At 72.3% G+C, this 23,917-nt stretch carries 19 protein-coding genes and 1 pseudogene; 13 read left to right on the top strand and 7 right to left on the bottom strand.

Translation table 11 applies throughout. From position 1 onward, the window contains the following. Positions 1 to 151: 151 nt before the first annotated feature. From ACFXGX_RS26590 to ACFXGX_RS26605, 4 genes are all read right to left on the bottom strand, one after another. Positions 152 to 1,177, bottom strand: coding sequence for a DNA-3-methyladenine glycosylase family protein (locus ACFXGX_RS26590; protein ID WP_384795659.1), 1,026 nt, complete (start codon positions 1,175 to 1,177; stop codon positions 152 to 154). Positions 1,178 to 1,484: 307 nt separating this feature from the next. Then, positions 1,485 to 2,855, bottom strand: coding sequence for a coenzyme F420-0:L-glutamate ligase (locus ACFXGX_RS26595; protein WP_384795690.1), 1,371 nt, complete (start codon positions 2,853 to 2,855; stop codon positions 1,485 to 1,487). A gap of 5 nt (positions 2,856 to 2,860) precedes the next feature. Next, a complete protein-coding gene (gene cofD, locus ACFXGX_RS26600) occupies positions 2,861 to 3,844 on the bottom strand; it encodes a 2-phospho-L-lactate transferase (RefSeq protein WP_384795661.1) in 984 nt (327 codons plus the stop codon). Positions 3,845 to 3,931: 87 nt separating this feature from the next. Continuing rightward, entirely contained in the window at positions 3,932 to 4,420 is a 489-nt protein-coding gene (locus tag ACFXGX_RS26605; RefSeq protein ID WP_384795663.1) for a cysteine dioxygenase, read from the bottom strand. 716 nt (positions 4,421 to 5,136) lie between these two features. On the opposite strand from ACFXGX_RS26605, the gene ACFXGX_RS26610 reads away from it, so the two are divergent. From ACFXGX_RS26610 to ACFXGX_RS26620, 3 genes are all read left to right on the top strand, one after another. Further along, positions 5,137 to 5,400, top strand: coding sequence for a WhiB family transcriptional regulator (locus tag ACFXGX_RS26610; RefSeq protein ID WP_003975777.1), 264 nt, complete (start codon positions 5,137 to 5,139; stop codon positions 5,398 to 5,400). 231 nt (positions 5,401 to 5,631) lie between these two features. After that, positions 5,632 to 9,378, top strand: a complete 3,747-nt coding sequence (locus ACFXGX_RS26615) for a glycosyltransferase (RefSeq protein ID WP_384795665.1) — start codon at positions 5,632 to 5,634, stop codon at positions 9,376 to 9,378. Then, on the top strand, positions 9,375 to 10,883 hold the full coding sequence (locus ACFXGX_RS26620) for a DUF5719 family protein (RefSeq protein WP_384795667.1): 1,509 nt from the start codon (positions 9,375 to 9,377) through the stop codon (positions 10,881 to 10,883). The genes ACFXGX_RS26615 and ACFXGX_RS26620 overlap by 4 nt, the downstream gene beginning before the upstream one ends. A gap of 49 nt (positions 10,884 to 10,932) precedes the next feature. Here ACFXGX_RS26620 and ACFXGX_RS26625 read toward each other — a convergent pair whose 3' ends face one another. Further along, positions 10,933 to 11,382: a metallopeptidase family protein gene (locus tag ACFXGX_RS26625; RefSeq protein WP_355767411.1), complete on the bottom strand. Its 450-nt coding sequence runs from the start codon at positions 11,380 to 11,382 to the stop codon at positions 10,933 to 10,935. 282 nt (positions 11,383 to 11,664) lie between these two features. Between ACFXGX_RS26625 and ACFXGX_RS26630 the strand changes: the two genes are divergently transcribed. The 9 genes and pseudogenes from ACFXGX_RS26630 to ACFXGX_RS26670 all read left to right on the top strand — a co-directional run bounded on the left by ACFXGX_RS26630 (position 11,665) and on the right by ACFXGX_RS26670 (position 21,053). Next, positions 11,665 to 12,141, top strand: coding sequence for a DUF3499 domain-containing protein (locus tag ACFXGX_RS26630; protein ID WP_384795669.1), 477 nt, complete (start codon positions 11,665 to 11,667; stop codon positions 12,139 to 12,141). A gap of 147 nt (positions 12,142 to 12,288) precedes the next feature. Then, a pseudogene (locus tag ACFXGX_RS26635) lies at positions 12,289 to 12,558 on the top strand (L-lactate permease); the annotation flags it as partial. A gap of 164 nt (positions 12,559 to 12,722) precedes the next feature. Continuing rightward, positions 12,723 to 14,084, top strand: coding sequence for a phosphomannomutase/phosphoglucomutase (locus ACFXGX_RS26640; protein ID WP_384795670.1), 1,362 nt, complete (start codon positions 12,723 to 12,725; stop codon positions 14,082 to 14,084). A gap of 361 nt (positions 14,085 to 14,445) precedes the next feature. Next, positions 14,446 to 14,616 carry a Trm112 family protein gene (locus tag ACFXGX_RS26645; RefSeq protein ID WP_355767387.1) on the top strand — a complete coding sequence of 57 codons (171 nt, stop codon included), beginning with the start codon at positions 14,446 to 14,448 and terminating at the stop codon, positions 14,614 to 14,616. A 299-nt stretch (positions 14,617 to 14,915) separates the two neighbouring features. After that, complete coding sequence (locus ACFXGX_RS26650) at positions 14,916 to 16,043, top strand: SIS domain-containing protein (RefSeq protein ID WP_384795673.1); 1,128 nt, start codon at positions 14,916 to 14,918, stop codon at positions 16,041 to 16,043. 130 nt (positions 16,044 to 16,173) lie between these two features. After that, the gene (manA, locus tag ACFXGX_RS26655) at positions 16,174 to 17,325 is read left to right on the top strand and encodes a mannose-6-phosphate isomerase, class I (protein ID WP_384795675.1); all 1,152 of its coding nucleotides are present in this window, start codon (positions 16,174 to 16,176) and stop codon (positions 17,323 to 17,325) included. A 145-nt stretch (positions 17,326 to 17,470) separates the two neighbouring features. Continuing rightward, a complete protein-coding gene (locus tag ACFXGX_RS26660; protein ID WP_384795677.1) occupies positions 17,471 to 18,445 on the top strand; it encodes a cation diffusion facilitator family transporter in 975 nt (324 codons plus the stop codon). Positions 18,446 to 18,838: 393 nt separating this feature from the next. After that, on the top strand, positions 18,839 to 20,296 hold the full coding sequence (gene ahcY / locus ACFXGX_RS26665) for an adenosylhomocysteinase (RefSeq protein ID WP_384795679.1): 1,458 nt from the start codon (positions 18,839 to 18,841) through the stop codon (positions 20,294 to 20,296). A 100-nt stretch (positions 20,297 to 20,396) separates the two neighbouring features. After that, positions 20,397 to 21,053 (top strand): hypothetical protein, encoded by a 657-nt coding sequence (locus ACFXGX_RS26670; RefSeq protein WP_384795681.1) that lies wholly within the window; start codon positions 20,397 to 20,399, stop codon positions 21,051 to 21,053. Between the two features lie 57 nt (positions 21,054 to 21,110). Here the strand turns inward: ACFXGX_RS26670 and ACFXGX_RS26675 are convergent, their stop codons facing one another. Further along, positions 21,111 to 22,313, bottom strand: a complete 1,203-nt coding sequence (locus ACFXGX_RS26675) for an RDD family protein (RefSeq protein WP_384795682.1) — start codon at positions 22,311 to 22,313, stop codon at positions 21,111 to 21,113. A gap of 129 nt (positions 22,314 to 22,442) precedes the next feature. Here ACFXGX_RS26675 and ACFXGX_RS26680 point away from each other — a divergent pair, with 129 nt between their 5' ends. After that, entirely contained in the window at positions 22,443 to 23,450 is a 1,008-nt protein-coding gene (locus tag ACFXGX_RS26680) for a stage II sporulation protein M (protein ID WP_384795684.1), read from the top strand. Between the two features lie 203 nt (positions 23,451 to 23,653). On the opposite strand, the gene ACFXGX_RS26685 is transcribed toward ACFXGX_RS26680, so the two are convergent. Then, positions 23,654 to 23,917, bottom strand: a 264-nt coding sequence (locus ACFXGX_RS26685; RefSeq protein ID WP_384795686.1) for a hypothetical protein, incomplete at its 5' end; no start/stop codon positions are given.

Below are 23,917 nucleotides of genomic sequence, written 5' to 3' on the forward strand. Positions count from 1 at the left end.
GGGCCCCCCCCCCCCCCCCCCGGGGCCGGGGAGGGGGGGGGGGGGGGGGGGGCGAAAACCGTCTGTGCGGAGGACCTGGCATGGGCGGAGAGGCGGCACGGGCGTGGCACGGGCGGAGGAGCGCCGAACCCCGAAGTTCGCCAAAGCCGGCCTAGAGCAGCCCGATGTCCGTACGCGGCATCTTCGGCGTACGCCGCGGCGGCGTACGCCCGGAGAGCAGAATCAACCGAGCGGCCCGATGCCGCTGCCCGGCATACGGCTCCAACAACTCCAGCATGACGGAGTCGTCCGCGTCCCGGTCCCCCGCCAACGCCCACCCCACGATCCCCGGCAGATGCAGATCCCCCACGGTGACGGAATCCGCCGAACCATGACTCCGCTGCACGACCTCCGCGGACGTCCACGGCCCGACACCGGGCACCAGCTCCAGCCGCCGTCGCGCCCGCACGGGATCGAACCCGACGGCCTCCTCCAGCCGCGCGGCGACCCGTACGGCCCGCAGAATCGTCGCGGCCCGCTTGTCGTCGACCCCGGCCCGGTGCCACTCCCAGGACGGGATCAGCGCCCACGTCCGCGGCGCGGGCATGACGTACATCCGCTCGGGAGCGGGCCCCGGCGCCGGCTCCCCGAACGTCCGGACGAGCAACCGCCACGCCCGGTAGGCCTCGTCGGTGGTGACCTTCTGCTCCAGGACTGACGGGATCAGCGACTCCATCACGAGCCCGGTCCGCACCAGTCTCAGACCGGGCCGCCGATGCCGGGCGAGCGCGACCAGCCGGTGCCGTGGCTCGAAGGCTCCGGGATCGTCGGCGGCGCCGAGCAGGTCGGGGAGCCGGTCGAGGAGCCAATCGGCCCCCGGTCCCCAGGCCGTGCCCCGGGCCACCCCGTCGCGCAGGGCGACCCGCAGCGTTCCCGGCCCGGCGGGCGTTCGGCTGGTCCGCCAGACGGAGCCGTCGGGCGTCGTGCGGAACGTCGGATCGCCCGGTCCGCGGCGCAGCGGTCCGAGGACGAGCCCGAGATCCAGCGGCCCGTCGGGGGTCCAGGTACGGACGCGTCCGGGCTCGGCCGCTTGATGGGGCACTCCGCCCGCCACACCGCCGGGAGTCCCGCCGGGCACCACGACATGACCGCCGCGCACGGTCGTGCGCGTCGGCCGGGGAGCGAAACGTCCAGACACGGATGAGGTCCTAGGGATACTCGGGCTGCCTTACGAGGGTAGGCGCTCCCTCCAGAACCGGACGCCCCTCCACCCGAACCGGACCGCCGGGACCGCCCGAACCGGACCGCCGGGACCACCTGGACCACCCGAACCGGACCGCCGGGACCGCCCGCCTTCGCCGGGACCGGGCCGTCACCCGGATCAGACCGAGGCCGTCCAGGCCCAGACCGGCCCCCGCCGGGTCGGACCGGCGTCCCCAAAGACCGATGGCGCCCTCCGAGCCCCGGACCGAACCCTCAGCCCCACTGCGAAGGCGCCCCGCCAGTCACCGCACCTCGACGAAAGCGGCAGCGTCCCGCTCCGGCCGGGCCCTCGGCTCCTCCGCCGCGTGTCCGACGGCCACGGCCCCCATCGGGTCCCAGTTCTCCGGCAGCTCCAGCACCTCACGGACGACGTCACGGCAGAACATCGTCGACGACACCCACGCGGAGCCCAGCCGCTCCCCGGCCAGCGCGACCAGGAAGTTCTGCACGCCCGCCCCGGTGGCGACCACGAACATCTCGCGCTCGGCGCCGTCGCGCCGCACGTCGCCGTATGTGTGCGACCCGTCCATGACGAGGCACGGCACCACGAGGTACGGCGCCTTGCGCAGCACGTCGCCCCGCCGGACCCGCTTGGAGATGGACTCCTCGCTCTTCCCGTCGCCCCGCAGATCCGCGATCCACGCGTCCCGCATGGCGTCGAGCAGCCGCGTCCGCGACCGCTCGGACTCCAGGAGCACGAACCGCCAGGGCGTGGTGTGGTGCGGCGCGGGAGCGGTCACCGCCGCCGCGACCGCGCGGCGCACGGCACCGGGGTCGACGGGTTCGTCGGTGAAGGCCCGTACCGTACGCCGCTGGGTCACGGCCTCCCGTACGGCCTCCGAGGTGCCGAGGCGGAACATGTCGTCCCGCGCGTCGCGCACCATCGCCCGCGCCCCCGTGTCGTCCCCCTCGGCCACCAGGTGCGCCAGCCCGCGCACGACGGCGACGGGCAGCCCGGAGGCCTTGCCCTTGACCAGGTCACCGGCGGCGGCCAGCTCGTCGGCGAGGGCCACGACGGTCGCGTTCAGCGGGTTGCCGTGCGCGTCGGTGCGGCCGCGCAGGTCGTCCAGCACCCGGACGCCCGCGGCGCCGATGGCGACGTCGGTGAGCCCGGTGCGCCACGGCCGCCCGAAGGTGTCCGTGATCACCACACCGACGTCGACGCCGAGCGCGTCCCGCAGTCCCTCACGGATCGCCCGCGCCGAGGCGTCGGGGTCCTCGGGCAGCAACAGTACGGTCCCGGCGGGGGTGTTGGAGGCGTCGACCCCGGCGGCGGCCATCACGAGACCCTGCCGGTTCTCGACGATCCGCAGCATGCCGCGCCGTGCCACGACCCGGACGGTCTCGGCGTCGATGGCGTCCTCACGGTCGGCGGCCTCGACCGTCCGGCCCTCAGCCTTCGACACGATCTTGGAGGTGACGAGCAGCACGTCCCCGTCCGCGAGCCCGGGCCCGGCCGTCGCGATGAGTTTCGCCAGGTCGTCCCCCTGGCGCACCTCGGGAAGTCCGGCCGGCGCCCACACCCGGTAGCCCGCGTCGGCGGGCCGCTCCCGGTGTTCCCCGCCGGTGTGTGTTCCGGCGGGCCCGGCCTCGCCGGGAACCGCCGCGTCCATGGTGCTCACGGCGTCCGAACCTCCTCCGCCAGTGCCAGCGCCTCCCGCGCCATCCGCGCGGTCGCGTCGAGGTCGGACATCATCAGGGGTACGGCTCGGCAGCGGATGCCGGCCGCCTCGACGCGCTCCGCGGCGGAGGCGTCGACCGTGTCGACGAGCCAGCCGTCCAGGAGGCCCGAGCCGTAGTGTTCGGCGACCGCCGCGGCGGTCGACTCGACGCCCACCGCGGCCAGCACCTTGTCGGCCATGCCGCGCACGGGCGCGTCACCGACGATGGGGGAGAGGCCGACGACCGGCACGCCCGCCTCGGCGATGGCCTCGCGGATACCGGGCACGGCGAGGATCGTGCCGACGGAGACGACGGGGTTGGACGGGGGGAAGAGGATGACGTCCGCCCCGGCGATGGCCTCCAGCACCCCGGGAGCGGGCTTCGCCTGTTCGGCGCCGACCGGCACGATCGCCTCGGCCGGCACGGAGGCCCGCAGCCGCACCCAGTACTCCTGGAAATGGATCACCTTGCGCTCGCCGGCGGCCCCGGCCGGGTCGCCCTCCGGCAGTGTCACGGCGACATGGGTCTCGACCCGGTCGTCGGACATGGGGATGAGACGCACGCCCGGCTTCCACCGGTCGCACAGGGCTTCCGTGACGGCGCTGAGCGGATAGCCGGCGCCCAGCATCTGCGTCCGCACGATGTGCGTCGCGAAGTCCCGGTCGCCGAGCCCGAACCACTCGGGTCCGAGCCCGTACGCCGCGAGCTCCTCCTTCAGATGGAAGGTCTCGTCGGCCCGCCCCCAGCCCTGCTCCTCGTTGATGCCCCCGCCGAGCGTGTACATCACCGTGTCGAGGTCCGGGCAGACCTTCAGCCCGAAGAGGTGGATGTCGTCGCCGGTGTTGCCGATGACCGTGATGTCCGCGTCCGGCACGGCCCGCTGGAGACCACGCAGGAACCGTGCACCACCGATACCGCCTGCCAGAACCACAATGCGCATGGGGTTCAGTCTCGCAGGCGGGTACGACAACGCGTCAGCCGGTCGCGGGACTCCGGCGACGGCGGGCCGCCGTCCGGCGCGAACGTGTCACACCGTTTCGGCGACCGCGCAACGCGCCGCGTGCATCGGCATCTCGACGAGGCCCGGGTAGTAGACGTGCAGGCTGACGGCCGGTTCGAGCGTGTCGTTGACGACCTCGTGGACGTAGCCGGGCGCGAACACGCGCTGCGCGCCGGAGCCCAGGGCGCGCGTGCCGCGCTCCGTGTGCTCGGTCAGCGCGCCGTCGAGGACCGTCAGCACGCCGGAGGAGCCGCCGTGGTCGTGCAGCCCGCTGCCCTGTCCGGGCACCCAGGACAGGAGCCACACCTCGTAGCCGGGCCCCGTGCGCAGCCGGTGGTACCAGCGCGAGGCGGCGTCGTAGCGGACGAGGTGTTCCCACTGGGAGCGGTCTGCGGCGATGGAGCGCGCCAGGCCGGCGAACTCGGCCACGGTGGAGGGGTGTTCGCGCGGCGGCTGGAGCAGGTGCGGGACTTCGAGGATGTCGCCGGCGATCTGGAGGTCGCTGTCGCTGTTCATGGGTGCGGTGGTTCCTCGGCGGGAGAGTGCTGGGGTGTCGCTTGCCGTTTCCGCCCGGGTCGCGGGCGGGGGTTCCGCCCTGGTCAGGAGCGGGAGGAGCCCTGGTGCGGGCAGTGGGGGCGGATTCGCCTCAGTGGCGGCGAGGCAGCCGGAGCGCGGTAGGGCTCAACAGCTGGAACAGCAACAACAGCTACAGCGCGCGCGGGCGGCACCGAGGGACCCGGCGGTGCGGGTCGAGGTGAATGCCGAGTGAGCGAGCATGCCCACAAGGACACCGGTTCACACCTCGACTGTCAACTGCATGTCCGGTATGTGGGAGATGTTTCACCTCATCCGGTTCATCTGACAGGCGAAAGGTTTGTTCAGGCGACTCCCCGGACACATGGCGCACAACCGGGTGAACAAACCTCGCCGCGGACCCGTGATCTAAATGTGATCAGTTTCGCTTCGGGGTCTGCGTCGGAACGAGATCGAACGCCTGGACGTCCTCCTCTGTGAGGGGGCGGGCGTCTGACCTGGCCTCTTGGGCTGTCAGGGTTTATGCCGATTTGAACACTTTCCGCATAGCCTTGGTTCCGCAGAGTGAATAAGGGGCCCAATAGCAGATCTCGGCTTGACTGGCCCGGATCGGCACACTTGTAATTTCACTCGTGTCGTTCAGCCGAAATCGGTAACGGCAGCATCACGGGGACGCGAAAGACAGACGAGGGGCGCACATGACCGAGCTGGTGCAGCAACTGCTGGTCGACGACGCGGACGAGGAACTCGGCTGGCAGGAGCGCGCGCTGTGCGCCCAGACCGACCCCGAGTCCTTCTTTCCCGAGAAGGGCGGCTCCACCCGCGAGGCCAAGAAGGTCTGCCTGGCCTGTGAGGTCCGCTCCGAGTGCCTCGAATACGCGCTCGCCAACGACGAACGGTTCGGCATCTGGGGCGGTCTGTCCGAGCGGGAACGGCGTCGTCTGAAGAAGGCCGCTGTCTGAGAAAGGCCGCACGGACGAGCGGACGCGGAACACCGGTCCCCACCCGCGGGTGCCACTGACCAAACGGCACACACACTTACGTAAGGAACGGCCCGGCGCACGTGGGTTATCCACAGGCGGCGGGCCGCCGTCTTTCCCAGCCGTTAGTGTGGGCCCTCGTCCGAGACGTCCCGCTGTCCCCGCCGGACACAGACGTCCACCGCAGTCCATCGAACCGGGGCCCGTACCTCGATGTCCGTGCACAGCCTTTCGGCAGCCAGTAACGACGCCGCTGCCGCCCCTGAGTTCCCGCGCCACGTGGTGACCGCGGTGCTCGTCTCCCACGACGGCGCCCGCTGGCTGCCACAGGCGCTCGCCGGGCTGCTCGGCCAGGACCGCCCCGTGCAGAACGCGATGGCGGCCGACACCGGCAGCGCGGACGCGTCCGCCGAACTGCTCACCGAGGCGCTCGGCGCCGACCGCGTGCTCCACCTGGCGCGGCGCACCGGCTTCGGCCAGGCCGTCGAGGAGGTGTCCCGCACCGCCCCCGAGCTCACCCCGGACGACCTGCCCTACCTCAAGCGTCCGAGCGGCTGGGACCCCGTCACCCGCAGCTGGCGCGACGACACCTACGACCTGCCGGAGCTCCCGCACGGCGAGCCCGAGCAATGGCTCTGGCTGCTGCACGACGACAGCGCCCCCGAGCCCGACGCCCTGGCCCAGCTCCTGCGCGTCGTGGAGAACGAGCGGGAGCTCGGCCAGGACGTGGCCGTCGTCGGCCCCAAGCTCCGCGGCTGGTACGACCGCCGGCAGCTCCTCGAGGTCGGCGTCACCATCGCCAACTCGGGCCGCCGCTGGACCGGTCTGGACCGGCGAGAGCAGGACCAGGGACAGCACGACCACGTCCACCCGGTGCTGTCCGTGTCCACCGCGGGCATGCTGATCCGCCGCGACGTCTTCGAGGAACTCGGCGGCTTCGACCGCCGACTGCCCCTGATGCGCGACGACGTCGACCTGTGCTGGCGCGCCCAGGCCGCCGGCCACCGGGTGCTCGTCGCCCCGGAAGCCGTCGTCCGGCACGCCGAGGCGGCCTCCCGCGAGCGCCGCGCCGTCGACTGTGTGGGCCGCACCTCCGCGTCCCCGCACAAGGTCGACAAAGCGGGCGCCGTCTACACCCTCCTCGTCAATGCCCGTACGGCGCAGCTCCCCTGGATCCTGATCCGCCTCGTCCTCGGCACCCTGGTGCGCACCCTCGCCTACCTCGTGGGCAAGGTCCCCGGACAGGCCGTCGATGAGATCCGCGGCCTCCTGGGCACCCTGCTGCGCCCCGAGCGGATCATCGCCGGCCGGCGCAGGCGCGGCCGCCCGCAGGTCGACAAGGATGAACTGCGGCCCCTGTTCCCGCCCGCGGGCGCCACCGTGCGGGCCACGATCGAGCAGGTCGCCGGCAACCTGATGAGCGACTCCGACCCCGATGCCGTCACCGGCGCCGGACGGCACGGAGGCGCCGTCGAGTCCGGACCGGGCGGCGACGACGGCGACTTCCTGGAGATCGAGCAGTTCGCCCGGATCAAGCGCATCGCGCGCAACCCCGGCCCGATGCTGTTCCTGGTGCTCCTGTTCGTCTCGCTCCTCGCGTGCCGCGAACTGCTCGGCGGCGGGGCCCTCTCGGGCGGTGCGCTGCTGCCCGCTCCCTCCGACGCCTCCGACCTGTGGGCGCGTTACCTCGACGGCTGGCATCCGGTCGGCGCGGGCTCCACCCGGTCCGCCCCGCCCTACCTCGCGATCGTCGCGCTGCTGGCCTCCGCGCTCCTCGGTTCCACGGGGCTCGCGGTCACCGTCCTCCTCGTGGGATCCGTGCCGCTGGCCGGCTTCGCCGCCTACTTCGCCTCGCGCCCCCTCGTCGAGTCCCGTCTCCTGCGCGCCTGGGCGTCCGTCGTCTACGCCTTCCTGCCCGCCGCCACCGGCGCGCTCGCCGGCGGCCGTATCGGCACCGCCGTCCTCGCGATCCTGCTGCCGCTCATCGCGCGCGCGGGCGTCGCGGCGAGCGGCCTCGCGCACGGCTCCAGGGCCCGCGGCAGCTGGCGCGCGACCTGGGCGTACGCCCTGCTGCTGACGTTCACCACCGCGTTCACCCCGATCGTGTGGCCCATCGCGCTGGTCCTCGGCGTCGCCCTCCTCGTGGTGCGCCGCAGGGAGATCCCCGCCTACGGACCGCGTTTCCTGGCCCAGCTCGGCACCCCGCTGCTGGTCCTCGCCCCCTGGTCGCTGACCCTCCTGCCGTTCGGCTTCTTCCAGCAGGCCGGACTGGACTACGGCACCGGCGCGGCCTCCGCGCTCGACCTGCTCAGCGCAAGTCCCGGTGGGCCGGGCACCGTCAGCGGACTGATGCTCTTCGGCATCGTGCTCGCCGCGCTGGCCGCGCTGCTGCGCTCCGAGCGCCAGGCGGGGATCCGGACCGCCTGGGTCGTCGCCGTCGTCGCACTCGTCTTCGCGGCCCTGTCCAACCGTTCCACCTGGGCGGGACCCGCGACCCTCGTGTACGGCCTCGCGCTGCTCGCCGCCGCCGCCGTCGGCTCCGACGGGGCACGCGCGCGGGTCGCCGAGCAGAGCTTCGGCTGGCGCCAGCCGGTGGCCGCGCTCATCGCCTTCGCCTGCGCCGCGGGCCCGCTGCTCGTCGCCGCCGGATGGATCATCCGCGGCGCCGACGGACCCGTCGAGCGCCGCGACCCGGTGCAGGTGCCCGCGTTCGTCGCCGAGGAGAGCAACACCCGCGACCAGGCCCGCACGCTCGTCCTCGACAGCCGCTCCGCCGCCGACGTCGGCTACGTCCTCGTCCGCGGCTCCGGCGCCCGTCTCGGTGACGCCGAACTCGCCGCGGCCGGCGGCGAGAACAAGAAGCTCGACAAGGTCGTCGCCAACCTCGTGGCGGGCTCCGGCGCCGACCAGGCCGACCAGCTCGGCGGCTTCGCCGTGCGCTACGTCCTGGTCCGCAAGGGCGCGCCGCGCGAGGTGAGCCGCGTCCTGGACGCCACCCCGGGCCTGTCCCGGCTGAGCCAGCAGGACGGCAGCGCCCTGTGGCGCGTCGACCAGCAGGTCTCGCGCGCCGCGATCGTCCCCGCGTCCGGCGACCCGGAGTCCATCGCCGCCGGTTCCGTCGAGGTGCACACCACGGTCCCCACCGGGGACGAGGGCCGCGTCCTGCGCCTGGCCGACAGCGCCGACGCCGGCTGGACGGCGACCCTGGACGGCAAGCAGCTCAGCCGCACCACGGTCGACGGCTGGGCCCAGGGCTTCCGGCTGCCCTCCACCGGCGGCAGGCTGGACGTCACGTTCGAGGCACCGCTGAGCCACACGGCCTGGCTGTGGGCCCAGGGCGCCCTCGCCCTGGTCCTCGTGGTGCTCGCCCTCCCCGGGCGGCGCCGTGACATCGACGACGACCTCCCCGAGGAGCAGCAGCCCGTACCCGCCCAGGACATGACGGGTGACGGCCGCCGCGCCCGCCGTCTGCGCGCCCAGGCCGAGGCCGAGGCGGAGTCCGGGCAGCCGGACGAGGACCAGGAGTTCGACGAGGACTTCCCCGTGGACGCCGACGCCGACGCCGACGCGGACGAGGGCGAGGACCAGGAGGCCCCGGCCGGCGCCGTCCCGCATCAGCAGGCGTACGGCGAATGGGACACCCCGAGCTACGCGAGCGCCGAGTACGACACCTACGGCGGCGAGCGGTACGAGGGGCAGCAGGGGTACCCGGCGGGCGCCTACGACCAGCAGTCGTACCCGGCGGATCCGTACCAGGGCGGCCAGTACGACCCGTACGCCTACGGCGGCACGGCGGCGTACGACCAGAACTACGGCCAGGGCTACGACGCGAACGGCGTGGCCTTCGATTCCCGGGGCCAGGGCTACGACCAGGGCGGGCAGGGTTACGACCCGGCCTACGACCCCACGCGGCCCCCGCACGGCACCGACAGTGAGCGCCCCGACGGGAGCCAGCAGTGAACCGCACCACCCTGTCCCTGATCGCCGCGGCGACCGCGCTCGCCGCCGTCACCGGCTTCGCGAGCCTCAAGTCGCCCGGCGCCGGCGGCGGCAGCGCGTCCGCCACGGCCGCGCGGCTGCCGGTGGAGCGCACCAGCCTGCTCTGCCCGCAGCCGAGCACCTCCGACATCGCGGACACCGCGTACACGTCCTTCACGCCCGTCGTGGAGGGCGCGAGCGGCAGCGGCAAGGCTCAACTCCAGGCCGCGGCCGAGGAGTCGGCCGAAGGGTCCGACTCGGCCGACGGCAAGAAGAGCGGTGCCAAGACCGCCAAGCCCGTCGTCCAGCCCAAGGAGCCCGGCAAGCCGGCGGCCGGCGACACCTCGGGCGCCGACGCGCCCGCCCTCGTCGGCGTCGCCTCGGGCAAGTTCGCGCCCGGCTGGACGGTTCAGGAGACCACCGAGGTCGCCGCCGGTGCCGGGCGCGGTCTGCTCGGCACCAACTGCGCCGCCCCCGACACCGAGTTCTGGTTCCCGGGCGCCAGCACCGCCGAGCAGCGCACCGATTACGTCCATCTGACGAACCCGGACGACGCCGCGGCGGTCGTCGACATCGATCTGTACGGCAAGGACGGCACGCTCAAGTCCACGGTGGCGGACGGGATCACGATCCAGGCGCACGCCAGCGAACCGATCCTGCTGAACACGCTGACCAGCGATCCGCAGGCCGACCTCACCGTGCATGTGAAGGTCCGCAGCGGCCGGGTCGGAGCCGCGGTGCAGGCACTCGACGCGAAGACCGGCGGCGACTGGCTGGCCCCCTCCGCCGACCCCGCGGGCGCGCTCGTCATGCCGGGCATTCCCAAGGACGCCACCTCCGTGCGCCTGGTCGCCTTCGCGCCCGGTGACACGGACGCCGATCTGAAGGTCCGCCTCGCCTCGCCCTCGGGGACGATCACCCCGGCGGGGAACGAGACGCTGCACGTGAAGGCCGGCATGACCGCCGCCGTCGACCTCGGGGACGTCACCCGCGGTGAGGCGGGCTCCCTGGTGCTCAGCCCCACCGGATCGTCCGCGCCGGTCGTCGCCGCGCTGCGGGTTGTGCGGGGCAAGGGCGCCGGTCAGGAGACCGCGTTCATTCCGGCCACCGCTCCGGTCGGCGCGCGCGCGACGGTCGCCGACAACACCGCCAAGGGGTCCACGCTCGCCGTGACCGCCCCCGGCGAGGGAGCCACGGTCAAGGTCACCGCGTCCGCGGGCACCGGGGGCGGTACGGCCGTCTCGAAGACGTTCACCATCAAGGGCGGGACCACCCAGAACGTCGGGGCACCCGTTCCGACCGGCCTCAAGGGCACGTACGCCCTGACCGTCGAGACGGTCTCAGGAGGCCCGGTCTACGCCTCCCGGATGCTCTCGGCGAGCCAGGACGGCGTTCCGGCCTTCACCATCCAGAACCTCCCGGACGACCGCGGGACGGTCTCGGTGCCGGACGCCGAACAGGACCTCTCGGTGCTGCTCGGGCAGTGACCGGGACCGGTGATCCGCCCGGGCCGGAGCGGCCGTTCCCGGGCGGGTCTCAGTCCTCGCCGTAGCGCGGGTCGACCGTCTCCGGTGTCAGGCCCAGCACTTCCGCGACCTGTTCCACGACGACCTCGTGCACCAGGGCGGCGCGTTCGTCGCGCCCCTTGGTGCGGATCTCGATCGGGCGGCGGTAGACGACCACGCGCGCGGGATGCCCCTCGCGCGCCGCGACCGTGCCGCCCAGCGGCACCGCCTCGTCGCTCCAGCCCTCGCCCGAGCGCTCCAGGCGGGGGACTTCGAGGATCATGAAGTCGATGTCCGCGAGCTGCGGCCAGCGTCGCTCCAGCCGTTCCACGGAGTCCTGCACGAGGTCCGCGAAGACCTCGGAACGGCTCGCCGCGAGCGGTACCTGGGGCGGCGCCACGGGGCCGCGCATGCCCCTGCCGTGGCGGTCGCGACGACGGGGACCGGGCGCTGCGGCACGAGGTGGTACGGGGCTGTCCATCACTGACGAAGAGTAGTCCCCGCCCGGCCCGGCCGCCCGGCCCCACGCGCCGGTCACCGACGGGCGGCCGACGGGCGGGAGGGCGGACGTCCCCAGCCCGTCCCCGGCCCGGCCTGTCTTCCGGATGACGCCCGATGACCGTTCGCGTCAAGATTCAGCTCGAATCCGTATCTCTCCAAGACCGTCTCTGACATGGCAATTGGCATGATTCGCACCAAGTGGTGACCGGATTCAGGTCTGTTCGGTATCTCGACACCTGATGTCGCCCCAGGTCAGGGTCTGATGCTCCGAAAGCGGTGTGGGGCGTCTCACAACACGACACGGTGGGGTGACCTGGGGGAGAGTCGTCGCGGCCCGCTCAAGAGTGCGGTACCGTCCAACGTCGTGAGCCTTGTACGTCGCTGTTCGCGCACCGCTTGCGGCCGTCCCGCCGTCGCGACGCTGACGTACGTCTACGCCGACTCGACCGCGGTTCTCGGCCCGCTCGCCACCTACGCCGAGCCCCACTGCTACGACCTGTGCGCCGAGCACTCCGAGCGCCTCACCGCGCCGCGCGGCTGGGAGGTCGTCCGCCTCGCCGACTCCTCCGGTCCCGCGCGCCCCAGCGGTGACGATCTGGAGGCGCTGGCGAACGCGGTGCGCGAGGCGGCCCGTCCGCAGAAGCGCGCGGCGGAGGCCGGCGGCAGCGCCCGCTCGGTCGACCCGATGGAGGTCGCGCGCCGCGGCCACCTGCGGATTCTGCGCTCGCCCGAGAACTGATCACCGCCCTCCCGGACGCGGCACCCTTCGTATGCCGATTCCGATGACTCACGCACGCCCATGGACGTGAAGTTGTCGCGGACGCGAACATCTCCGGTTGCTCAAAGCCCCCTGGCGGACCTGACCGACCTTCCGGCGCCCTCGCCGATCGCCTGCCTCGCCCGCGGAGTCGCCCTCGACGCCGTCCAGTTCGCCGCCTCGAACCACGTCTCCGCGCAACTCGCCGACATCGGCGCCTCCTTGGCGGGTGCCGCCCTGATCGCCCCGCCGCACGGGCGCGTGCCCGCCGCCGCGTCCGTACGGGCCTCGGTCCCGACCGGCGCGCGCGGCGACGAGCTCGACGAACGGGACCCGCGCCGCGAAGTCGTGCGCACCTGTGCCCCGTACGCCCTGATCGTCATGGTCTCCTCCGTTTCGGACTGCTGCTCGGCATGTGCCTGATCGTGGTGGGACAGAGCCCGCCGGTCCTCTCCTGGACGCCGCCCTGACCTGGGACGCGCAACGTTCGAGCCGGGCTCCGCCCGCAGTCGGCCCGGACGGGTAGTTTGGGGCGACCGAAGTGGACTCCTGGAGGGTTGGCCGTGACTGCTGATCTGTCGCAGCTCGTGAAGGCGTACGACGTACGCGGGGTGGTCCCGGATCAGTGGGACGAGCCGCTCGCCGAGCTGTTCGGTGCCGCCTTCGTCCAAGTGACCGGAGCGGACGCCATCGTGATCGGGCACGACATGCGGCCGTCGTCGCCGGGCCTCTCCCGCGCCTTCGCGCGCGGAGCGGCGGCACGCGGGGTCGACGTGACCGAGATCGGCCTGTGCTCCACGGACCAGCTCTACTACGCCTCGGGCGCGCTCGGCCTGCCGGGCGCCATGTTCACCGCCTCGCACAACCCGGCCCAGTACAACGGCATCAAGATGTGCCGGGCGGGCGCGGCCCCGGTCGGCCAGGACACCGGGCTCTCCGAGATCCGCCGGCTCGCCGAGACCTGGCTCGACTCCGGCGCCCCGGCCTCGGACGCCACGCCCGGAACGATCACACGGCGTGACACGTTGGATGATTACGCGGCCTACCTCCGCGCGCTCGTCGACCTGACCTCGATCCGCCCGCTGAAGGTCGTCGTCGACGCGGGCAACGGCATGGGCGGACACACCGTGCCGACGGTGTTCACCGGTCTGCCGCTCGAACTCGTCCCGATGTACTTCGAACTGGACGGCACCTTCCCGAACCACGAGGCCAACCCGCTCGACCCGGCGAACATCGTCGACCTCCAGAAGCGCGTCCGCGAGGAGGGCGCCGATCTCGGCCTGGCCTTCGACGGCGACGCCGACCGCTGCTTCGTCGTCGACGAGCGGGGCGAGCCGGTCTCCCCGTCGGCGATCACCGCGCTGGTCGCCGCCCGCGAGCTGGACAAGCACGGCGGCGGCATGGTCATCCACAACCTCATCACCTCCTGGTCGGTCCCTGAGGTCGTCCGCGAGCACGGCGGCACCCCGGTCCGCACCCGCGTCGGCCACTCCTTCATCAAGGCCGAGATGGCCGCATCCGGCGCGATCTTCGGCGGCGAGCACTCCGCGCACTACTACTTCCGCGACTTCTGGAACGCCGACACCGGCATGCTGGCCGCCCTCCACGTCCTCGCCGCCCTCGGCGGACAGGACGGCCCGCTCTCCGGGCTCGTCGCGGAGTACGACCGCTACGCGGGCTCCGGCGAGATCAACTCCACGGTGGACGACCAGGCGGCCCGCCTCGCCGCCGTCAGGGCCGCCTACGAGGGCCGCGAAGGCGTCGAGTTCGACGAGCTCGACGGCCTGACGGTCACCATCGGGGACACGTGGTTCAACGTCCGCCCCTCGAACACCGAGCCCCTCCTCCGCCTCAACGCGGAGGCCCCCGACGAGGCCACGATGGCAAAGCTCCGCGACGAGGTCCTGAAACTCATCAGATCCTGACCCGGAAAAAATCCTGACCCGGAACAAGCCCCCTCCGGCACCCCGGCACCCTCTCCCGCGGTCCGGCGCCCCGCCGAGTGGACCGCCACCCGCGTACCACCCGCGTACCGGCCGCGCGCCGGGCCGACGGCAGGTCGGCGGCAGGTCGGCGAGGTCGGGTACCTGGGTGCGCCGCGTCCGTGGCGCCGGGCCGGCGCCGGCGGGGTCCGCCCAGGCGGGAGCCGGTGCCGGTGGGGACGCCGGGCGTGGAGGCCCGTACACCTGCTCGGCGCGCCTCACGAACCGTGGGCGCGCCCCGGCACCGGGCTTCCCGCAGCGGTACCCTGACCAGGCCGCATCCACCGTTTCGGAAGGACACCCCATGCCGCTCGAAGCCGGCCTCCTGGAGATCCTCGCCTGCCCGGCCTGCCATGCCCCGATCAAGGAGCAGGAGACCGAGCTGATCTGCACGGGAGCGGACTGCGGGCTCGCCTACCCGGTCCGCGACGGCATCCCCGTACTCCTGGTCGATGAGGCCCGGCGCCCCGCGTAACCGACGCATCCGCCTCGCGCACAGCGGCGCCGCGACCGCCGACGCGAGGCGACAGCGGCGCCGTCCCCGCGTGCGGGCCGACGGCGCGGCAGGCACGACGAGCCACGACACCCGACGACGAGCGACGGCACCGCCGCACGGACGACGGTGACGCGGCCGTCCCGATCGGCGGCCGGCGCACGCCCGGCCGGCACCCGGTCCGACCCAGCGCCGCTCGGCCCCTCCCGCGAGCGACCCCGTGCAAGCGACCCCGGCGGCTCATGCGCAAGCGCCCCCGGCGATCGGAGGCTACCGACCCCATGCTCGACGAATCGCTCCTCGACGATCCCGACGCGCTCACCCGGGCCGACCGGCGGGCCCTGCTCCGCGGCGCCGCCGAGGCCGGCGCCCGCGTACGCACCGCGGTCCGGCACGCCAACGAGGCCGGAATCTCCGAGCTGAAGCCCGACGGCCGCCCGCGCGCCGTCCTCATCGCGGGCCCTGGCATGGCCGCCACCGGCGTCGCCGAACTGCTCGCCACCCTCGCCGGAGCGAGCTGCCCCCTCACCCGGCTCACCCCCACCGGCGTCGCCCCCGCCGGAGGCGCCCTGCGCTGGGACCTGCCCGGCTGGGCCGGCCCCGTCGACCTCCTGCTGATCGCCACCCCCGACGGCAGCGAACCCGGCCTGGAACTGCTCATCGAGCAGGCCTACCGGCGCGGCAGCACCGTCGCCGCCGTCGCCCCCGCCGGCTCCCCGCTGGCCGAGTGGGTGGAAGGCAGCCACGGCCTCTTCGTACCGATGGCGACCGCCCCGTACGACCAGGAGGAGCCCCTGGGGGCCTCGGCCCCCGGCGTGCTCTGGGCGCTGCTCACTCCGCTGCTCGTCCTCCTCGACCGCACCGGCCTGGTCACCGCCCCGCCGCAGGCCCTGCAGAAGGTCGCCGACCGCCTCGACCGCGTCGCCGAGCGCTGCGGCCCCGCCATCGCGGCCTACAGCAACCCCGCCAAGACACTCGCCGTCGAACTGGCCGAGGCGCTCCCGGTGATCTGGACGGAGGGCACCTCCGCGGGCCCGGCCGGCCGCCGCTTCACTGCCGCGCTCGCCGAACTCGCCGGCCGCCCCGCGCTCACCGCCGAACTGCCCGAGGCCCTCGCTTCGCACAGCGTGCTGCTCGCGGGCGCGCTCGCCGCGGGGGCGGACCCCGACGACTTCTTCCGGGACCGCGTCACGGAGGCACAGGCACTGCACGCGCGCGTGGTGCTGCTCCGCGACCGTCCCATCGGCGGGATCAGCGCTGCCCCCGCCGCCCGCGAACTCGCCCTCAGCCACGACACCGCGATCAGCGAGCTCGAACCCGAGGAGGGCGGCGAACTGGAAACCCTCGCCGAGCTGATCGCCATCACGGATTTCGCCGCCGTTTACCTGGCGCTCGCTTCGGGGGCCTGATCTTGGGCAGGACCTCGCGCCCGGCGCGCCGCACCGCCGGACCCCGCGCCAGGCTCCCCTGACACCACGCTTCCGATCGACGCCCGCCCCCGGCGGGCCGCGCAGCGCACGTATGGAGAAGAAGACACCGATGGACCGCCTCGACAACACCGTCCGCCCCTACGCCTGGGGCTCGACCATCGCCATCCCCCTGCTCCTCGGCGTGGAGCCGACCGGCGAACCCCAGGCGGAGATGTGGATGGGCGCCCACCCGGGCGCACCCTCGCGCACCGAGCGCGGTCCGCTCAACGAGGTCGTCGCCGAGGACCCGGAACGGGAACTCGGCCGCGCCGCCGTCGCCAAGTTCGGCCCCCGGCTCCCGTTCCTGCTGAAGCTCCTCGCCGCAGGCGCCCCCCTCTCCCTCCAGGTGCACCCCGACCTCGAACAGGCCCGGGAGGGCTACGAGGACGAGGAGCGCCGCGGCGTCCCGATCGACGCCCCGCACCGCAACTACAAGGACGCCAACCACAAGCCCGAACTCATCTGCGCCCTCACCGAGTTCGACGGCCTGTGCGGCTTCCGCGCCCCCGAGGAGGCGGCCGCGCTCCTCGAAGCCCTCGACGTCGACTCCCTCAAGCCGTACGTCGACCTGCTGCGCGCCCATCCGGAGGAGGCGGCGCTGCGCGAGGTCCTCACGGCGGTGCTGAGCGCCGACCCGGACGACATGGCCCATACGGTCACCGAGACCACGGCCGCCTGCGCCCGCCTCGGCGGCGAACACACCCCGTACGCCGGCCTCGCCCACCACTACCCGGGCGACCCCGGAGTCATCGCCGCGATGCTCCTCAACCACGTCCGGCTCCAGCCCGGCGAGGCCCTCTACCTCGGCGCCGGCATCCCGCACGCCTACCTGAACGGCCTCGGCGTCGAGATCATGGCCAACAGCGACAACGTCCTGCGCTGCGGTCTGACCCCCAAGCACGTCGACGTCCCCGAACTCCTGCGCGTGGTCCGTTTCGAGGCGGCCGACCCCGGCGTCCTGCGCCCGGAGGCGTCCCCCGACGGCGAAGAGGTCTACGCGACCCCCATCGACGAGTTCCGTCTCTCCCGGTACGCCGTCGCCGAGGGCGCCGATCCGCGCGACCTCACCCGCGAGACCCCGCAGATCCTGCTCTGCACCGCGGGTTCCGTGCGCGCCGACGGCATCGACCTGACCCCCGGCACCTCGGTCTTCGTACCGGCCGGCGAAAAGGCCGAAGTGTCCGGGTCCGGCACGATCTTCCGTGCGACAGTTGTCGCCTGACGGGACGACGGCAGGGACCTGAGGCGCGCCGCCGGCGGACCGGGCTGCAAGAATGGCCCACCGCAAAGGGTGGGCAAAGCCGGGACCGGACGGGGTACCAGGGTACGAACGGGTCCGGACGCGTACGAAGGGACAGCAGGAGCAGATGAGCGCTTCAGGCGGCACCAAAGCGATCGTGGCGGCACTCGGCGCCAACCTCGCGATCGCGGTATCGAAGTTCGTGGCGTTCGCCTTCAGCGGCTCCTCCTCGATGCTCGCCGAGGGCGTTCACTCGCTCGCCGACTCCGGCAACCAGGCGCTGCTCCTGATCGGCGGCAAGAAGGCCCAGCGCGAGGCCACCCCGCAGCACCCCTTCGGCTACGGCCGCGAGCGCTACATCTACGCCTTCCTCGTCTCGATCGTCCTGTTCTCCGTCGGCGGCATGTTCGCCGTCTACGAGGGCTACGAGAAGATCAAGCACCCGCACCAGATCGAGCACTGGTACTGGCCGGTCGGCGTCCTGGTGTTCGCGATCATCGCCGAGAGCTTCTCCTTCCGTACGGCCATCAAGGAGTCCAACGAGCTGCGCGGCTCGCACTCCTGGTCCCAGTTCATCCGCCGCGCGAAGGCCCCCGAGCTGCCGGTCGTCCTCCTGGAGGACTTCGGCGCGCTCATCGGTCTGGTCCTCGCGCTCTGCGGCGTCGGTCTCGCCCTGCTCACGGACGACGGCACCTGGGACGGCATCGGCACGGTCTGCATCGGTGTCCTGCTCATCCTGATCGCGCTGGTGCTCGCCGCCGAGACCAAGTCGCTCCTGCTGGGCGAGTCGGCGGGCCCTGAGGACACCGCGAAGATCGAGGCGGCGATGGTCGACGGCGACACGGTCCCCCGCATCATCCACATGCGCACGCTCCACCTCGGCCCCGAGGAACTGCTGATCGCCGCGAAGATCGCCGTGCGCCACGACGACACGGCCGCCCAGGTCGCCACCGCCATCGACGCCGCCGAGGCCCGCATCCGCGCCGCCGTCCCGATCGCCCGGGTGATCTACCTGGAGCCGGACATCTACAGCGACACCGCGGCGGCCAAGGGCCCGGACCCCGCCGCGACCCCCGGCGGACCCACGCCGGCCGGCCACTGACACCACCCGCTCGTACGCCGCCGGGGCCCGCCCGACAACTCGGACGGGCCCCGGCGGCTTACCCGCGTCCGGCATCCGTCCACGCCGTCCACCGCCCCGGCCGAGCCCGTCGGTTCCCGCCCGCGGGAGCCCCTTTGTCCGGAGGCGGACTGGGGAGCGGGAGCTCCACCGGTGTAGCTTGGTGACCGAGCCAGACGTCGCTGCTGATGGCGGTCGGGCGGTCCCACCGCGGACCGGCCGAGGGAGAGAGGGCCTCCGACGGACTGCGCTGCGCGCACCGGGCACTCCTGTGCCCGAGCGGTGCACGCCCGTGCCCCGCTCGGGGACACGAACGTGCCGCCGCCGCGCAGAACAGCCCTACCCACCTCGCCCCGATTCCGAGGAGCAGCTCGCATGACGACTGTCGACAACCGACAGGACTTCAAGGTCGCCGATCTCTCTCTGGCCGAGTTCGGCCGCAAGGAGATCACCCTCGCCGAGCACGAGATGCCCGGCCTGATGTCGATCCGCAAGGAGTACGCCGAGGCGCAGCCCCTCGCGGGCGCCCGGGTCACCGGCTCCCTGCACATGACGGTGCAGACCGCCGTCCTCATCGAGACCCTGGCCGCCCTCGGCGCTCAGGTCCGCTGGGCCTCCTGCAACATCTTCTCCACCCAGGACCACGCCGCCGCCGCCATCGCGGTCGGCCCGAACGGCACGCCCGAGAACCCGCAGGGCGTCCCGGTCTTCGCCTGGAAGGGCGAGACCCTGGAGGAGTACTGGTGGTGCACGGAGCAGGCGCTGACCTGGCCGAACACCCCCACCGGCGGCCCGAACATGATCCTGGACGACGGTGGTGACGCCACCATGCTCGTCCACAACGGCGTCGAGTACGAGAAGGACGGCAAGGTTCCCTCGGTCGACACCGCCGAGAACGAGGAGCACCGCGTCGTCCTCGAACTCCTCAACCGCACGATCACCAACGGTTCGCAGAAGTGGACCCAGCTCGCCTCGGAGATCCGCGGCGTGACCGAGGAGACCACCACCGGCGTCCACCGCCTGTACGAGATGTACCGCGACGGCACGCTGCTGTTCCCGGCGATCAACGTGAACGACGCCGTCACCAAGTCGAAGTTCGACAACAAGTACGGCTGCCGCCACTCCCTGATCGACGGCATCAACCGCGCCACCGACACCCTGATCGGCGGCAAGACCGTCGTCGTCTGCGGTTACGGCGACGTGGGCAAGGGCTGCGCGGAGTCCCTGCGCGGCCAGGGCGCCCGCGTGATCATCACCGAGATCGACCCGATCTGCGCCCTGCAGGCGGCGATGGACGGCTACCAGGTCACGACCCTCGACGAGGTCGTCGACAAGGCCGACATCTTCGTCACCACGACGGGCAACAAGGACATCATCATGGCCGCGGACATGGCCAAGATGAAGCACCAGGCGATCGTCGGCAACATCGGTCACTTCGACAACGAGATCGACATGGCCGGCCTCGCGAAGATCCCCGGCATCGTCAAGGACGAGGTCAAGCCCCAGGTCCACACCTGGAAGTTCCCCGACGGCAAGGTCATCATCGTGCTGTCCGAGGGCCGCCTGCTGAACCTGGGCAACGCGACCGGCCACCCGTCGTTCGTGATGTCCAACTCGTTCGCGGACCAGACCCTGGCCCAGATCGAGCTGTTCACCAAGCCCGAGGAGTACCCGACCGACGTCTACGTGCTGCCCAAGCACCTCGACGAGAAGGTCGCCCGTCTCCACCTCGACGCGCTCGGCGTGAAGCTCACGACGCTCCGCCCCGAGCAGGCCTCGTACATCGGTGTCGAGGTCGACGGCCCGTACAAGTCGGACCACTACCGCTACTGAGCACGCCCGCCGAGCAGCGGTACCACCGCTCGGCGTCCGGATGTCAGCAGGCCCTCGCCGTCCCGGCGGGGGCCTGTCCCCGATGAGGACCTGAACGCCCATGCCCCGCGGCCGCTATTCGCTCCATGATCCGCACGATCACACCCCTCTCGCCGACGAACACTTCCACTGCGCGCCCGGCCCTTCCGGCTGGCGCTACGTCTCCCAGCTCACGGCGCCCTCCGGCACGACGCCGGACGGCCTCCCCGAGCCCGCGACGGCGACAGTCACCGGCTCCGTCGACCTCGCCCTCGACGATCTCGGCCGCCCCATCCGTCTCGAACTGCACGCGGCCGGCTGGCAGGTGCGGGGCGCCGCTCTCGACGGCGTGACCTGGGTCCGCACCGACCCCACCGGGACCGAGGCCACCGAAGGCAACGTGCCCGCCCATGCCTTCACCGGCGCCTCTCCCGCCTTCCTCGTCGCCACCGCCCGTCTCCTTCGCCTCACCCCTTCCGCCACCCCTTCGGCGACCCGTGTCCGCCTCGTCGCCTTCACCGACCCGGTCCTCGCCCCGCGCACCCTCGACCAGTCCTGGGCCTTGATCGCAAGCGAAACACACGCCACTGACAACGGGCCGCTGACCGTGGACGAATACCAGGTCACAGCGCTGGACACCGGGGAACAGCACGCCGTGCACATCGCCGGCGACGTGGTGCTCGCGGCCCCCGGCATCGAACTGGAGCACCTCGAATCACCGCCGTCGAGGTTCACCTGACGGCGGTGCCGAACCGGCGGTGCCGAACCTGCGGTGCCGAACCGGCGGTGCGGGCGGCTACGCGGGAGGCGCGAAGCCGGTCGACGGACGCTTGTCCCGGTCGTCGTGCTCGACCGGGGTGGCCGGGCCGGCCGAACCGACCGGAGCCGGGGACGGCTGCGGCGACGCGACCGGATACCCGGCGGGGACCGGCGGGGCGGAGCGGACATCGGGACCCGGATAAAGGGGCCGGCCGACAGGAGTACCGGGCTGAAGGGGACCCCCGACGGGAGCTCCGGGCTGGTAGGGGTAGCCCGCGGGCGCGCCGGGCTGGAGGGGATAGCCCGCGGGCGCGCCGGGCGGGAACGGCGGGTAGCTCGCAGGTGCACCGGGCTGGAGGGGGTAACCCGCGGATGCGCCGGGCTGGAGGGGATAGCCCGCAGGTGCGGGGGGCCGGAAAGGGGAGCCGGCGGGTCCGCCGGGCTGCGGGTAGGGATAACCGGCGGGCGCGGGGGGCAGGAAGCCGTTCGGCGCGGCACCGAATGTCCGCCGGGCCTCGCGGGTCTGACGCTCGTGCACGACAGCTGCCAGATACGCGCCGGCCGGCACACCCTGCGGCGCCGGAGCCCCGGTACGGGCGGCGAGATCCACGGCGAGCCGCTCCGCCATCGCCCCACCGATCTGCGGATCCAGTTGCCGCATCCGCGTCAGGTACTGGCGGATCTCCAGCCACAACTCGTCCGGTACGGCGGACAGATCGAGCTCCGCGAACCGTCCCGCCAGCCAGGGCGGCGGCGCGGGAACGTAGGGCATGCGCCCCACGGGAATCCGCTCCCGCACGACAAGAGTCCCCGCGAACACGTCACCGAGCCGCCGCCCGCGCTCCGACACCAGCGAAGCGATGCAGGCGACGATCCCGAACGTCATCAGAATCTCGACCACACCGACGGCACCGCGCACCAGCGCGTGCCGGAACCGGATCGGCCCGCCGTCGTCCCGCACCACCCGCAGTCCGCACGCCATCTTCCCCAGCGAACGTCCGTGACTGAGCGTCTCCACGGCGATCGGACCACCGACCAGCACCAGCAGGAAACTCGCGATCGAGACGGCGATCTGTGCCGCGTCGTCCAGCGTGGCCGTCGCCGCGACCAGGCCGATGGTCACGACGACGTAGACCGTCACCGCCACGACCAGGTCGAGCACCACGGCGAGCGCCCGGCTCGGCAGTTTCGCGGGCCGCAGCTCCAGTGCCACTGCCTCGCCCGTCACCAACTCGCTCACGTGCGCCGCCCTTCCCCTGACCTGCCCCGACAACCGCCAGTCTGCCAAGCTGAGGGCGCATCGCGCCCCAGTAGGACAAGCTGACATCCACGACGAGCCCCAGATGCGCAGCGAGGAGCAGGCAAAACGATGGACCTCGACGTCTTCGTCTCCGCCCACCGAACCGAGTGGGACAGACTCGACGCCCTGCTGCGCCGCCAGCGCCGCCTGACCGGGGCCGAGGCCGACGAACTCGTCACCCTCTACCAGCGAACGGCCACCCACCTCTCGCTGATCCAGTCCAGCGCTCCGGACCCTCAGCTCACCGGGCGCCTCAGCCAACTCGTCGCCCGCGCGCGCAGTGCGGTGACAGGCACCCGCCGGGCCTCGTGGCGCGATGTCACCCGCTTCCTGACGCACGGCTTTCCCGCGGCCGTCTACCGCGCCCGCCACTGGTGGGTGCCCACGGCTCTCCTGTCCACGGTCATAGCCGTCCTCCTCGGGTGGTGGATCGGCACTCACCCCGAGGTCCAGGCAGCCATCGCCGCGCCCGACGAACTGCGTTCCCTCACCCGCCCCGGCGGTGAGTACGAGACCTACTACTCCAGCCATCCCGCCGCCGCCTTCGCCGCCCAGGTGTGGACGAACAACGCCGAGGCCGCAGCGATGTGCCTGGTGCTGGGCGTCTTCCTGGGCCTCCCGGTCCTCTGGATCCTCTTCGAGAACATGCTCAACCTGGGTGTCGGCATCGGTCTGATGTCCTCGGCCGGCCGGCTCGACACCTTCCTCGGGCTCGTCCTTCCGCACGGCCTGCTGGAACTGACCGCCGTCTTCGTCGCCGCGGGGACAGGGCTGAAACTGGGCTGGACCGTGATCGACCCGGGCCCGCGATCCCGTCGTACGGCTCTCGCGGAGGAGGGGCGCGCCGCGCTCGGCATGGCGATAGGACTGGCGCTGATCCTCTTCGTCTCGGGTGCCATCGAGGGCTTCGTCACGCCGTCGGGCCTGCCGACCTGGGCCCGCATCGGCATCGGAATCGCTGCTGAACTGGCCTTTCTCGCGTACGTCTATGTCCTCGGCGGTCGCGCGGCACGCTCCGGTGAGACAGGAGACGTCACAGAGTCCGAGCGAAGCGCCACTCTGCCGACGGCCGCCTGATGTGCGTGGGCCCCTGTTGACCTGCTAGCCTTCTCGTCACCCCAGAAAATCCGTTGACACGGGTCGATCGGGGAGGTAGATTTGAACAGTTGCCTAGAACTGGACACGTCCGGTGGCAGCGGTTAGAGTCTGCTCGCTTCCCAAAGCAATCGACACGTCGATTCAGAAGAAGCCCCTCCTGATGATTCAGAAATGGCTGCCGGTCAATCCGGCCCCCAGATTCTGATAAAGTCGGAGCCGCTGAAAAGGAAAACGCGAGAGCGGATTACCTTGAAAGCACCGAGGAAATCAGGCCCGAAAGGATCTGATAGAGTCGGACTCGCCGGAAAGGGAAACGCGAAAGCGAGAACCTGGAAAGCACCGAGGAAATCAGATACGGAAACGGTCTGATAGAGTCGGAAACGCAAGACCGAAGGGAAGCGCCCGGAGGAAAGCCCGAGAGGGTGAGTACAAAGGAAGCGTCCGTT

This window comes from Streptomyces sp. NPDC059371 (assembly GCF_042751995.1).
GTDB lineage: Bacteria > Actinomycetota > Actinomycetes > Streptomycetales > Streptomycetaceae > Streptomyces.

Excerpts from the sequence above, each read along its gene's own strand:
- ahcY (WP_384795679.1), top strand. The coding sequence starts at position 18,839 with ATGACGACTGTCGACAACCGACAGGACTTCAAGGTCGCCGATCTCTCT.
- ACFXGX_RS26680 (WP_384795684.1), top strand. The coding sequence starts at position 22,443 with ATGGACCTCGACGTCTTCGTCTCCGCCCACCGAACCGAGTGGGACAGA.
- ACFXGX_RS26660 (WP_384795677.1), top strand. The coding sequence starts at position 17,471 with ATGAGCGCTTCAGGCGGCACCAAAGCGATCGTGGCGGCACTCGGCGCC.
- ACFXGX_RS26650 (WP_384795673.1), top strand. The coding sequence starts at position 14,916 with ATGCTCGACGAATCGCTCCTCGACGATCCCGACGCGCTCACCCGGGCC.
- ACFXGX_RS26615 (WP_384795665.1), top strand. The coding sequence starts at position 5,632 with ATGTCCGTGCACAGCCTTTCGGCAGCCAGTAACGACGCCGCTGCCGCC.
- ACFXGX_RS26610 (WP_003975777.1), top strand. The coding sequence starts at position 5,137 with ATGACCGAGCTGGTGCAGCAACTGCTGGTCGACGACGCGGACGAGGAA.
- ACFXGX_RS26670 (WP_384795681.1), top strand. The coding sequence starts at position 20,397 with ATGCCCCGCGGCCGCTATTCGCTCCATGATCCGCACGATCACACCCCT.
- ACFXGX_RS26645 (WP_355767387.1), top strand. The coding sequence starts at position 14,446 with ATGCCGCTCGAAGCCGGCCTCCTGGAGATCCTCGCCTGCCCGGCCTGC.
- manA (WP_384795675.1), top strand. The coding sequence starts at position 16,174 with ATGGACCGCCTCGACAACACCGTCCGCCCCTACGCCTGGGGCTCGACC.
- ACFXGX_RS26630 (WP_384795669.1), top strand. The coding sequence starts at position 11,665 with ATGCTCCGAAAGCGGTGTGGGGCGTCTCACAACACGACACGGTGGGGT.
- ACFXGX_RS26595 (WP_384795690.1), bottom strand. The coding sequence starts at position 2,855 with ATGGACGCGGCGGTTCCCGGCGAGGCCGGGCCCGCCGGAACACACACC.
- cofD (WP_384795661.1), bottom strand. The coding sequence starts at position 3,844 with ATGCGCATTGTGGTTCTGGCAGGCGGTATCGGTGGTGCACGGTTCCTG.
- ACFXGX_RS26605 (WP_384795663.1), bottom strand. The coding sequence starts at position 4,420 with ATGAACAGCGACAGCGACCTCCAGATCGCCGGCGACATCCTCGAAGTC.
- ACFXGX_RS26625 (WP_355767411.1), bottom strand. The coding sequence starts at position 11,382 with ATGGACAGCCCCGTACCACCTCGTGCCGCAGCGCCCGGTCCCCGTCGT.